The organism is Streptomyces sp. NPDC048192 (genome assembly GCF_043202415.1).
In the GTDB taxonomy this organism is placed as follows: domain Bacteria; phylum Actinomycetota; class Actinomycetes; order Streptomycetales; family Streptomycetaceae; genus Streptomyces.
Genome location: NZ_JBIDAL010000004.1, coordinates 404401 through 416831 on the forward strand (window position 1 = coordinate 404401; position 12431 = coordinate 416831).

At 70.9% G+C, this 12431-nt stretch carries 9 protein-coding genes; 3 read left to right on the top strand and 6 right to left on the bottom strand.

Features of this window, described 5'->3' with window-relative positions; translation table 11 throughout:
• The first annotated feature begins 86 nt into the window (after positions 1-86).
• From ACGFZN_RS10135 to cydD, 3 genes are read left to right on the top strand one after another with little or no spacing between them, the layout of a single operon-like run.
• Complete coding sequence (locus ACGFZN_RS10135; RefSeq protein ID WP_393857992.1) at positions 87-1595, top strand: cytochrome ubiquinol oxidase subunit I; 1509 nt, start codon at positions 87-89, stop codon at positions 1593-1595.
• A 15-nt stretch (positions 1596-1610) separates the two neighbouring features.
• Complete coding sequence (cydB, locus tag ACGFZN_RS10140; RefSeq protein ID WP_393857993.1) at positions 1611-2630, top strand: cytochrome d ubiquinol oxidase subunit II; 1020 nt, start codon at positions 1611-1613, stop codon at positions 2628-2630.
• A gap of 59 nt (positions 2631-2689) precedes the next feature.
• Positions 2690-6244: a thiol reductant ABC exporter subunit CydD gene (gene cydD, locus ACGFZN_RS10145; protein ID WP_393857994.1), complete on the top strand. Its 3555-nt coding sequence runs from the start codon at positions 2690-2692 to the stop codon at positions 6242-6244.
• Between the two features lie 120 nt (positions 6245-6364).
• Here the strand turns inward: cydD and ACGFZN_RS10150 are convergent, their stop codons facing one another.
• From ACGFZN_RS10150 to ACGFZN_RS10175, 6 genes are all read right to left on the bottom strand, one after another.
• The gene (locus tag ACGFZN_RS10150; protein ID WP_393857995.1) at positions 6365-7252 is read right to left on the bottom strand and encodes an HAD hydrolase family protein; all 888 of its coding nucleotides are present in this window, start codon (positions 7250-7252) and stop codon (positions 6365-6367) included.
• Between the two features lie 92 nt (positions 7253-7344).
• On the bottom strand, positions 7345-8247 hold the full coding sequence (locus ACGFZN_RS10155; RefSeq protein WP_393857996.1) for an LLM class flavin-dependent oxidoreductase: 903 nt from the start codon (positions 8245-8247) through the stop codon (positions 7345-7347).
• Positions 8248-8289: 42 nt separating this feature from the next.
• On the bottom strand, positions 8290-8760 hold the full coding sequence (locus ACGFZN_RS10160; RefSeq protein WP_393857997.1) for a hypothetical protein: 471 nt from the start codon (positions 8758-8760) through the stop codon (positions 8290-8292).
• 53 nt (positions 8761-8813) lie between these two features.
• Positions 8814-9389, bottom strand: a complete 576-nt coding sequence (locus tag ACGFZN_RS10165; RefSeq protein ID WP_393857998.1) for an RNA 2'-phosphotransferase — start codon at positions 9387-9389, stop codon at positions 8814-8816.
• 233 nt (positions 9390-9622) lie between these two features.
• The gene (locus tag ACGFZN_RS10170; protein ID WP_393857999.1) at positions 9623-11377 is read right to left on the bottom strand and encodes an SDR family oxidoreductase; all 1755 of its coding nucleotides are present in this window, start codon (positions 11375-11377) and stop codon (positions 9623-9625) included.
• 32 nt (positions 11378-11409) lie between these two features.
• On the bottom strand, positions 11410-12252 hold the full coding sequence (locus ACGFZN_RS10175) for a M24 family metallopeptidase (RefSeq protein ID WP_393858000.1): 843 nt from the start codon (positions 12250-12252) through the stop codon (positions 11410-11412).
• Positions 12253-12431: the final 179 nt, after the last annotated feature.

Genomic DNA, 12431 nt, shown 5'->3' on the forward strand with positions numbered 1-12431 from the left:
CACAAGCGCGTCCCGTTTGCCTTGTATGTGCGTGACAAACGGGGCAATCCGCCGCTGTACCACGGCGTAGTAAGGAGAGTGACGACGTGGACCTGGCTCTGGCGCCGGAGACACTGGCGCGCTGGCAGTTCGGCATCACCACCGTCTACCACTTCCTGTTCGTTCCGCTGACCATCTCCCTGGCCGCCCTCACGGCCGGGCTCCAGACGGCCTGGGTGCGCACGGAGAAGGAGAAGTACCTCAGGGCGACGAAGTTCTGGGGCAAGCTCTTCCTGATCAACATCGCGATGGGTGTGGTCACGGGCATCGTGCAGGAGTTCCAGTTCGGCATGAACTGGTCCGCCTACTCCCGGTTCGTCGGTGACATCTTCGGTGCGCCGCTCGCCTTCGAGGCGCTGATCGCGTTCTTCTTCGAGTCGACCTTCATCGGTCTGTGGATCTTCGGCTGGGACAAGCTGCCCAAGAAGATCCACCTGGCCTGCATCTGGATGGTCTCCCTCGGCACGATCCTGTCGGCCTACTTCATCCTCGCGGCCAACTCCTGGATGCAGCACCCGGTCGGCTACAAGATCGACAAGGCGAGGAACCGGGCGGAACTGACCGACTTCTGGGCCGTGCTCACCCAGAACACCGCCCTCAGCCAGGCTTTCCACACCCTGTCCGCCGCCTTCCTGACCGGCGGTGCCTTCATGGTGGGCATCGCCGCCTACCACCTGGCCCGCAGGAAGCACATCCGCGAGATGAAGACCTCGCTGCGGCTGGGCCTGGTCACCGTGGTCATCGCCGGCCTGCTCACCGCGGTCAGCGGCGACACCCTCGGCAAGGTCATGTTCAAGCAGCAGCCGATGAAGATGGCGGCTGCCGAAGCGCTCTGGGACGGCCAGAAGCCGGCACCCTTCTCGATCTTCGCCTACGGCGATGTGGAGAAGGGACACAACACCGTCGCGATCGAGATACCGGGCCTGCTGTCCTTCCTGGCCGACGACGACTTCACCTCGTACGTCCCCGGCATCAACGACGTCAACAAGGCCGAGCAGCAGAAGTTCGGCCCGGGTGACTACCGGCCGAACATCCCGGTCGCCTTCTGGGGCTTCCGCTGGATGATCGGCTTCGGCATGGCCTCCTTCGCCATCGGTCTGGCGGGACTGTGGCTGACCCGCAAGAAGTTCATGCTGCCGGAGCATCTGCGGGTCGGTGAGGACGAGGTGCCGCACCTGGTGCTGTTCAAGAACAAGGCCCTCGGCGCCAAGCTCACGCCCTGGTTCTGGCGCATCGCGACCTGGACCCTGGCCTTCCCGCTGATCGCCAACTCCTGGGGCTGGATCTTCACCGAGACGGGCCGCCAGCCGTGGGCCGTGTACGGCGTCCTGCGCACACGCGACGCGGTCTCCCCCGGTGTCTCCCAGGGCGAAGTCCTCACCTCGGTCATCACCTTCACGGTGCTGTACGCGATCCTCGCCGTGGTCGAGGTCAAGCTGCTCGTGAAGTACGTCAAGGCCGGCCCGCCCGAGCTGACCGACGACGACCTCAACCCGCCCACGAAGATCGGCGGCGAGACCCGTGACGCCGACAAGCCGATGGCCTTCTCGTACTAGGCCGGGGGAACAGTCATGCACCTTCACGACGTCTGGTTCGTTCTCATCGCCGTCCTGTGGACCGGCTACTTCTTCCTGGAGGGGTTCGACTTCGGGGTCGGCATCCTCACCAAGCTGCTGGCCCGCAACCGCGTGGAGCGGCGGGTGCTGATCAACACGATCGGCCCCGTCTGGGACGGCAACGAGGTCTGGCTCCTCACCGCGGGCGGCGCGACCTTCGCCGCGTTCCCCGAGTGGTACGCCACCCTCTTCTCCGGCTTCTACCTGCCGCTGCTGATCATCCTGGTCTGCCTGATCGTCCGGGGTGTCGCGTTCGAGTACCGGGCGAAGCGCCCCGAGGAGAACTGGCAGCGCAACTGGGAGACGGCGATCTTCTGGACCTCGCTGATCCCGGCGTTCCTGTGGGGCGTGGCCTTCGGGAACATCGTGCGGGGCGTGAAGATCGACCGGCGCTTCGAGTACGTCGGCAGCGTCTGGGACCTGCTCAACCCGTACGCGCTGCTCGGCGGTGTGGTGACGCTCACGCTGTTCACCTTCCACGGAGCGGTCTTCACCGCACTCAAGACCGTCGGGGACATCCGGGGGCGGGCGCGGCAGCTGGCCCTGCGGGTCGGCCTCGTCACGGCTGCCGTGGCGCTCGGCTTCCTGCTGTGGACGCAGGCCGACCACGGCGACGGAAAGAGTCTGGTGGCCCTGGTCGTGGCGGTCGCCGCGCTGGTGGCCGCGCTGGTGGCCAACCAGTTCGGGCGTGAGGGATGGGCGTTCGCGCTGTCCGGCGTCACCATCGTGGCCGCCGTGGCGATGCTCTTCCTGTCGCTCTTCCCGAACGTCATGCCGTCCACGCTCAACGGTGACTGGAGCCTGACGGTCACCAACGCATCGTCTAGCCCCTACACCCTGAAGATCATGACGTGGCTGGCGGCCATCGCCACGCCTCTCGTGCTGCTCTATCAAGGCTGGACCTACTGGGTCTTCCGCAAGCGGATCGGTACGCAGCACATCGCTCCCGATGCTGCGGCCGGCGCCACGCACTGAGTCCGACGAGGGTGTGTTTCACGTGAAACACACCCTCTGGACCGAAGGGCACGTTTCACGTGAAACCGATCGATCCACGTCTGCTGAAGTACGCCCGCGCCACTCGGCTCTTCCTGGTGGCGGTCGTCGGCCTGGGAGCCGTCGGCGCGGGGCTGGTGATCGCCCAGGCGATGCTCATCGCCGAGGTTGTCGTCGGAGCCTTCCAGCACGGGCAGTCCGTTGCTGAACTGCGCACGCCGCTGGTGCTGTTGGCGGCCGTGGCGGTGGGACGGTCGGTGGTCGCGTGGCTCACCGAACTCGCCGCCCACCGGGCGAGCGCGGCGGTGAAGTCCGAACTGCGCGGGCGGCTCCTGGAGCGTGCGGCAGCTCTCGGTCCCGAGTGGTTGGCCGGGCAGCGCACCGGTTCGCTGGTCACGCTCGCGACGCGCGGAGTCGACGCCCTCGACGACTACTTCTCGCGTTACCTGCCCCAGTTGGGGCTCGCGGTGGTCGTGCCGGTGGCGGTGCTGGCGCGGATCGTCACCGAGGACTGGGTGTCGGCGGCGATCATCGTCGGCACCCTGCCTCTCATTCCGCTGTTCATGATGCTGATCGGCTGGGCCACCCAGTCCCGGATGGATCGTCAGTGGCGGCTGCTCTCCCGGCTGTCCGGGCACTTCCTGGACGTCGTAGCGGGACTGCCCACGCTGAAGGCGTTCGGCCGGGCCAAGGCGCAGGCCGAGAACATTCGCCGGATCACCGGTGAGTACCGCCAGGCCACGATGCGCACCCTGCGGATAGCGTTTCTCTCCTCCTTCGCGCTGGAGCTGCTCGCCACCTTGTCGGTCGCGCTGGTCGCCGTGGCCATCGGTATGCGGCTGGTGCACGGCGACATGGATCTGTCCATCGGTCTGGTGATCCTGGTCCTGGCACCCGAGGCGTACCTTCCGCTGCGTCAGGTCGGCGCCCAGTACCACGCGGCGGCCGAGGGGCTTGCCGCGGCGGAGGAGATCTTCACGGTGCTGCAGACACCGGCCCTGGAGTCGGGTACCGGTGCGGTGCCTTCCGGTGCGGTGACCTTCGACGAGGTCACCGTGCGCTACCCCGGTCGCTCCACGGACGCCGTGACACAGGTGTCGTTCACCGTGGAGCCCGGTGAGACGGTGGCTCTGGTGGGGCCGAGCGGGGCGGGCAAGTCGACGCTGCTGAACGTGCTGCTGGGCTTCGTCCCGCCGACTCAGGGCCGGGTGCGGATCGGGGGAGCCGATCTCGCGGACCTCGATGTGACGCAGTGGCGGTCGCGGATCGCCTGGGTGCCGCAGCGGCCGCATCTGTACGCCGGGACCGTCACGGAGAACGTACGGCTGGCCCGGCCCGACGCGGACGACAGCGCCGTGCGGCAGGCGCTGCGCGACGCGGGGGCGCTGGAGTTCGTGGACGCGTTGCCCGACGGCGCCGAGACGGTGCTCGGGGAGGACGGGACCGGATTGTCGGCGGGGCAGCGGCAGCGGCTGGCTCTTGCCCGGGCCTTTCTCGCCGACCGGCCCGTGCTGCTGCTGGACGAGCCGACGGCGGGCCTGGACGGCGAGACCGAGGCGGAGGTCGTGGCGGCGGTCCGGCGGCTCGCGGTGGGGCGAACGGTGCTGCTGGTGGTGCACCGGCCGGCGCTGCTGAAGATTGCGGACCGCGTGGTGCGGCTGGACGGCGCGGAGTCGTCAAGCGCCCCGGGCCCTGATCGGCCTGCCGGGGGACTTCCCCTGGAATCCCGCCCTCGTCCATCCGCCACCCCGCTCGCTGGGCCGCACAGCAGCCCGCCGGCCGCGGAGATCGGTCGGGTGGAGGGTGGTCCTTCGGGCCTGGAGCCCGGTGGGGCGCCGGCGCCTCGACGGGGTGTGCTCGCGCGGGTTCGGCGGATTTCCAGGCCGCGGCGGGGGCGGGTGCTGCTGGCCTTGCTGCTCGGCAGTCTGGCGTTGGGGAGTGCGGTCGGGCTGATGGCGACCTCGGGGTGGCTCATCTCGCGGGCCTCGCAGCAACCGCCGGTGCTGTATCTGATGGTGGCGGTCACCGCGACGCGGGCTTTCGGCATCGGGCGGGCCGTGTTCCGGTACGCCGAGCGACTGGTGTCCCACGACGCCGTGCTGCGGATGCTGGCCGACACCCGGGTCGCCGTCTACCGGCGGCTGGAGCGGCTCGCGCCCGCCGGACTGCGGACCGCCCGGCGCGGTGATCTGCTCACCCGGCTGGTCGCGGACGTCGACGATCTCCAGGACTACTGGCTGCGCTGGCTGCTGCCCGCGTCGGTCGCCGTCACCGTCTCCGCCGCCTCCGTCGGCTTCACGGCCTGGCTGCTGCCCGAGGCCGGCGCCGCCCTGGCGGCAGGCCTGCTGGCGGCCGGCGTCGGTGTCCCGCTCGTCACCGCGACCGCGGCCCGGCGGACCGAGCGACGGCTGGCCCCGGCCCGCGGCACCCTCGCCACCCGGGTCACCGACCTGCTCACCGGCACCGCCGAGCTGACCGTCGCCGGGGCGCTCCCCGCCCGCACGGAGGCGGCCCGGCGCGCCGACGGCACCCTCACCCGGATCGCCTCGCGCGCCGCCGCGGTGACCGCGCTCGGCGACGGACTCACCGCACTGATCACCGGCCTGACCGTCACGGCCACCGCGCTGTTCGGCGCCCAGGCGGTGGCGTCGGGCCGGCTGGGCGGCGTGGCGATGGCCGTCGTCGTCCTCACCCCCCTGGCCGCCTTCGAAGCCGTCCTGGGGCTGCCGCTCGCCGTACGGCACCGGCAGCGGGCCCGGCGCAGCGCCGAGCGCGTCTACGAGGTGCTCGACGCCCCCGAGCCCGTGCGTGAGCCCGAGCGGCCCCGGCAGGCGCCCGCCTCGCCGTTCCCCGTGGTGGTCAAGGGGCTGGCCGCGCGGTACGAAGGCGGGCGGCGGGAAGCGCTGGCCGGGTTCGACCTCACGCTGCGGGAAGGGCAGCGGATCGCGGTCGTGGGGGCGTCCGGCTCCGGCAAGACGACTCTTGCCCATGTGCTGCTGCGCTTCCTCGACCCGCAGCAGGGGTCGTACACGCTCGCCGGTGTGGACGCGTACGCGCTGGACGGGGACGACGTACGGCGGCTCGTCGGACTGTGCGCGCAGGACGCGCACCTCTTCGACAGCTCGGTGCGGGAGAACCTGCTGCTCGCCAGGAAGGACGCCACGGAGGCCGAGCTGCGCCGGGCGCTGGGCCGGGCCCGGCTGCTGGACTGGGTGGACGGGCTGCCCGGGGGTCTGGACACGCTGGTCGGCGAGCATGGTGCACGGCTGTCGGGCGGTCAGCGGCAGCGGCTGGCGCTGGCCCGCGCCCTGCTGGCCGACTTCCCCGTCCTGGTCCTGGACGAGCCCGCCGAGCATCTGGACCTGCCGACGGCCGACGCGCTGGCCGCCGATCTGCTGGCCGCCACGCAGGGCCGTACGACGCTGCTGATCACCCACCGGCTGGCGGGACTGGAGGCGGTGGACGAGGTGATCGTGCTCGACGCGGGCCGGGTCGTGCAGCGGGGCACGTACGCGGAGCTGCTCGCGGTGGACGGGCCGCTGCGGGCGCTGGCCCGGCGGGAAGCGGAGGCGGAGTCGCTGGTGGCCGCACGCTGACAGGCAACCGGCGGGTGCCTGGTCGGGTGCCAGGTGTCGTGCCACGCGGCCACCGGCTCCCGCCGCTCAGCGCAGTCGTCGATGGAAGCGGCCGTACGGGATGCCGTACTGGGCGGTGGCTCAGAACCGGTCCGTGAGGAGTTGTTCGATCACGACCGCGACGCCGTCCTCGTTGTTGGCGACCGTACGGCCCGACGCGGCGGCGAGGACGTCCGGGTGGGCGTTGCCCATCGCGTACGACTGGCCGGCCCACGTCAGCATCTCGAGGTCGTTGGGCATGTCGCCGAAGGCCACGACCTCCTCGTGCGAGATGCCGCGCTCGGCACAGCACAGGGCGAGGGTGCTGGCCTTGGAGACGTCGGGCCCGCTCAGTTCCAGCAGGGCGCTGGGGCTGGAGCGGGTGACGTTGGCCCGGTCGCCGATCGCGGTCCGGGCCAGGGTGAGGAAGGCGTCCGGGTCGAGGTCGGGATGGTAGGCGAGGATCTTGAGGACGGGCTGGTCGGCGTCCGGACCGTCGGGGGCGAGCAGCCGCTCGGCGGGCAGGAGGTTGTCCGGTATCTCCATGTGCAGCTTGGGATAGTCCGGTTCCTGGTGGAAGCCGTACGTCTGCTCGACCGCGAACACCGTGCCGGGCGCCGCCTCGCGCAGCCGCCGTACGGCGTCCAGGGCGTTGCCGCGGGCCAGTTCGCGCACCTTGACGAAGCGGTGGGCGCCGGGGCCGCCGTGCAGGTCGACCACGGCGGCGCCGTTGCCGCAGATCGCCAGGCCGTGGCCGTGGACGTGGTCGCTGACGACTCCCATCCAGCGGGCCGGGCGGCCGGTGACGAAGAAGACCTCGATGCCCGCCTCCTCGGCGGCGGCCAGCGCGGCGACCGTGCGCGGGGAGACCGACTTGTCGTCGCGCAGCAGCGTGCCGTCGAGGTCGGTGGCGATCAGCCGCGGCCGTACGGCGGCGGACGGGGTCCCGGGCTGTCTGGTCGCTGAGGTCACCCGGCCATTCTCACGCATATGCCAGCACGCACGTGCGGAACTCCGCACAGATGAGACACAGATGACGCCCGGCTCGCCCAACGGCGGCGGCCCGGACTCGGCGCGGACGGTCAGTCCAGCTGGGCGGCGGCCTCCAGGGCGATCTGCTCGAACACCTTCTCGTCGGCGGCGAAGTCGGAGTCCGGGATGGGCCAGTGGATCACGATCTCGGTGAAGCCGAGCTCACGGTGACGGCCGGCGAAGTCCACGAAGGCGTCCAGCGACTGAAGCGGCCGGGAGCGGTCCGGGGTGAAGCCCGTGAGCAGGATCTTCTCCAGGTCCGCCACGTCCCGCCCGGCGTCCGCGCAGGTCTCGGACAGCTTGGCGATCTGCCCGCGCAGGGCCTCCACGGACTGCTCCGGGGTGCCGTTCTCGTACAGCTTCGGGTCGCCCGTGGTCACCCACGCCTGGCCGTGCCGCGCGACGAGCCTCAGACCGCGCGGGCCGGTGGCCGCCACCGCGAACGGCAGGCGGGGGCGCTGCACGCAGCCCGGGATGTTCCGCGCCTCGTGCGCCGAGTAGAACCGGCCTTCCTGCGTCACCGCGTCCTCGGTGAGCAGGCGGTCCAGCAGGGGCACGAACTGGGCGAACCGGTCGGCGCGCTCGCGCGGGCTCCACGGCTCCTGGCCCAGCGCCGTCGCGTCGAAGCCGGTGCCGCCGGCGCCGATGCCGAGGGTGATCCGGCCGCCGGAGATGTCGTCGAGGGAGATCAGCTCCTTGGCTAGGGTCACCGGGTGCCGGAAGTTCGGCGAGGTCACCAGCGTGCCGAGGCGCAGCCGCTCGGTGGCGGCAGCCGCGGCGGTCAGCGTCGGTATCGCGCCGAACCACGGGCCGTCGCGGAAGCTGCGCCAGGACAGGTGGTCGTAGGTGTACGCGGTGTGGAAGCCGAGCTGTTCGGCCCGCACCCAGGCCGAACGGCCGCCTTCGCTCCAGCGGCGGTACGGCAGGATCACGGTGCTCAGACGCAGACTCATGCGTCCGAGAGTAAGCGGCCCCACGGACAACCGGCCCCACGGTCACCGTACGCTGCGGCTCAGCCACGGAGTGAGCAGGGCCATCGGGACGCGTTCCTCGTGAGTGCGGTCGCCGGGCAGTGGCACGACGAGGCGGTAGCCGGGCGGGAAGCGGCGCGCCCTGACGTGGGCGAGACCGTCGAAGACGGAGCGGACGAAGGCGGGCACGTCGTCGCGAGGGATGTCGGGGAACTCGACGCCCTCGACGGTGATCAGCGCGTCGTCCTCCGGGTAGAGCCGCACGCTGACCCGGGGTACGCCGCCGAATTCGACGTACGCCTCGTGCGGCAGGGAGCCGTCGGGGTCCGTGGTCACGCCGATGCCCGCGGCGCTGCGACGAGAGGTCTGGTCGGCGCCGATGTCGTGGGTGACCTCTGTCTCGCGCGCGTAGTGGGCTGCGAGGGCCCGCAGCGCGGCGACCGCGGCCTCGGTGGTCGGCAGATGCTCGGGTGCATGCTCCATACCGCCGATCATGACGGGAGGCCGGTGTCCCGTGTCGGCCGGGGGGCTGGGCAGTGGGTCGCTGGTCAGCGTGGGCCGGGAAAGCGCAGGTAGCGCGGTGGTACGGCCTTGGTCAGCCAGACGCCGTTGGCGCTGACGTGGAACACGTGGCCGTCGCGGTGCATGGCGCCGGCGTCGACGGTGAGCACCACGGGCCGCCCGCGGCGCGCGCCGACCCGGGTGGCGGTCTCCCGGTCGGCGGAGAGGTGGACGGCGTGCCGGTTCATGGGCCGCAGCCCTTCCGCCCGGATCGCGTCGAGGTTGCGGGCGACGGTCCCGTGGTACAGATACGGCGGCGGGGTCGCCGCGGGCAGGCCGAGGTCGACCTCGATGCTGTGGCCCTGGCTGGCGCGGATGCGGCTCCCCTCGATCGCGAAGCGCTGCTTGTCGTTGCCGGCCACCACGTCGTCGAGTTCTTCGCGCGTGAAGGGGAAGCCGTGCGCGGCGGCCGCGGCGATCAGCGTGTCGATCTCCACCCAGCCGCCCGGATCGAGGGTGAGCCCGATGCGTTCCGGCTGGTGGCGCAGGTGTTTGGACAGGTACTTCGACACCTTCACCATGCGTCTGTCGTCGATGTGTCGTTCGTCTTGCCTTTCGTTCATGTGCTCAGCGTGCGCGAGAGACGCGGATCACGCAGGTTTTTTTCGCCCGGAGGTTTGATCCACAGCCAACTGCGGTTATCCACAGGCGTGTTGGCCATGCTGTGGACAACTAGACTGAAACACACGCTCGTTGGTGAACTACTGTGTGCATCACAGGCTATGTGCAACTTGAGGGCTCTTAGCACGTGTTCAGCCGCACGCACACCAGCCTCCCACCAACCCCCTGGCAGCGCTCACACTTTCGGTTCCACACGTGCCAGTCGCCGCAGTGCTCCCGGCAGCAGCCGTGACAGCAGGTGTGCGCCCTTCGCCTCCGGAGTCACCGGTACCACCGCCCTGTTGTGGGCCACGGCGTCCAGGATCGCCTCGGCCACCTTCTCCGGCGGGTAGTTGCGCAGACCGTACAGGCGGGCCGAGTTCTTCTGGCGGCGGCGTTCCTCGGCCTCGTCAACTCCTGCGAAGCGGGCCGTGGATGTGATGTTGGTGTTGACGATGCCGGGGCAGATGGCGCTCACCCCGATGCCCTGGTCGGCGAGTTCGGCGCGCAGGCACTCGGAGAGCATCAGTACAGCGGCCTTGGAGGTGCTGTAGGCGGGCAGGACGCGTGAGGGCTGATAGGCCGCCGCGGACGCGGTGTTGACGATGTGGCCGCCCTGGCCGCGCTCGGCCATCCGCGCGCCGAAGAGCCGGCAGCCGTGGATCACGCCCCAGAGATTGACGTCCAGGACCCTGCGCCAGTCGTCGGTCGACGTGGCGAAGAAGGAGCCGGACAGTCCGATGCCCGCGTTGTTCACCAGCACGTCCAGCACGCCGTGTTCGCGGTGCACCTTCTCCGCGAGCTTCTCCATCGCCTGCTCGTCGGAGACGTCGGCCGTCTCGGCCCAGGCCTCGGGTGCGCCGATCAGCCGGCACAACTCTGCGGTCCGGGCGGCGGATTCGGTGTCGCGGTCGACGGCCACCACGCGCGCGCCGGCCTCCGCGAACGCGAAGGCCGTGGCCCGGCCGATGCCGCTGCCGGCCCCGGTGACCAGGACCAACTGGCCGCCGAACCGATCGGCATGGCGCCCGGCGGCCTGCGGCTCGGCACGTCCTGCGTCCACCGAGGTGACGAAGTCCCCGATCCAGGAGACGAGTTGGTCGGGACGGCTGCGCGGGACCCAGTGCTTGGCCGGGAGCGTGCGGCGGGTCAGCCGCGGCACCCACTGCTCCAGGTCGTCGTACAGCCGCTCCGAGAGGAACGCGTCCCCCTGGGGCGTGATGAGCTGCACGGGCGCGTGCGCGTACGCGTCGGAGCGCGGACGGCGCAGCCGGGCGCGGACGTTGTCCCGGTACAGCCAGGCGCCGTGCGCCGCGTCGGAGGGGAGGGAGGCGGTCGGATAGGCGCCGCCGGGGACCTTCTCCATGTGCTGCAGGATCTTCGGCCAGATCCGGCCGAGCGGGCCGCGCCAGGCCAGTTCCGGCAGGGCCGGGGTGTGCAGCAGGTACACGTACCAGGACTTGGCGCCCTGGCCGAGGAGCTGGCCCACCCGGCGGGGCGTCGGACGCTTCACGCGCGCGTTGATCCAGTGCCCGAAGTGGTCGAGGGACGGCCCGGAGATCGAGGTGAAGGAGGCGATGCGGCCCTTGGTGCGCTCCACGGTGACGAACTCCCAGGACTGCACCGAGCCCCAGTCATGGCCGACCAGGTGGACCGGGCGGTCCGGGCTGACCGCGTCGGCCACGGCCAGGAAGTCGTCCGTGAGCTTGGGCAGGGTGAACCCGCCGCGCAGCGGCTTGGGCGCCGTCGAGCGGCCGTGGCCCCGGACGTCGTACAGGACCACGTGGAAGCGGTCGGCGAGGCGGACGGCGACCTCGGACCAGACCTCCTTGCTGTCCGGGTAGCCGTGCACCAGCAGCACCGTGGGCCGGTCCGGATCGCCCAGCTCGGCCACGCACAGCTCGACCCCCCCGGTCGCCACCCGGAGCTCCCGCGCACCCCTCAGCGCCATGTCAGCCGTCACTCCTCGCGAAACGCCCGCCGTCACTTCTCCTCCGCCCAGCGCCGCACGTGCGGCAGATCGTCGTCCAGCCAGAAAGCGCTCTGCTCGGGGTCCTTGGAGTCGGTGACCACCAGGATCTCCTCGAACTTCGCGCCCGTACCCCGGAATCCGAGGTGTGGTTCGACCGCCCACAGGCCCGGCTGCGGCGGATGGTCGGAGAAGCGGTACGGCGACCACAGCGGCGACCATCCCTCGCGGTGGCCGTGCAGCGCGTCGGCGGCCAGCCCCTTCAGGGACTGCGTGCCGAACCCGAAGAGATGGGGTGACCAGCGGCGCTGCTTCACTCTGTCCACCTTGTGGGCGATCACCCCGAAGGGGTACGCGCGATGCCGGTTGGCGTAGCCCTGGCGGACCATGAGCCGGTCCACGTCCTCGTAGATCTCGCGCAGCGGGCGCCGCTCGCGCACCTCGCGCAGGATCAGCTCGCGGTGGGCCTCCAGGTCGGCCAGCAGCCGGTCCTGCACCGGGTTGACGCCGAGGGAGCCCGAGTAGCCGATGTCGGCCGTGTATCCCTCGTACACCGGCGCCATGTCCAGGATGAACGGCATCCCGGGCTCCAGGGCGCGGTCGGTGGGGAAGAACTGCAGCGGGATGCGGAAGTTCACGAACGCCGTGCGGTCGCCGAACCAGGCGAAGGGCAGGTGGAACCAGTCCCGCACGCCGCGCTCGCGCAGCCACTCCCGCTGCATCCGCGCCGCCTCGCGCTCGGTCACGCCCGGCTCGAGTCGCGCCGCGACCGCCTCCGCGCATTCGTAGGCGAGGCGCTGCACCCGCCTGAACCCCCGCAACTCCACGGGGAGTCCGCTGCTCACTGCCGTCGTCATGCCGCCCCGTCCCGTCGTGGCGCCGACTCGTCCCGCCGGCCCGCCGACTCGTCTGTGGACCGCCGTACTCGTCCGTAACTTGACCCTCGTGAATGTGGCAGTTGTTAGAGGCGGCGTCAATAGTGGGGGTGGCCGGCTGTGGAAAACCGGGGATGACCCCTGGGTGAGGGCGTCCCCCT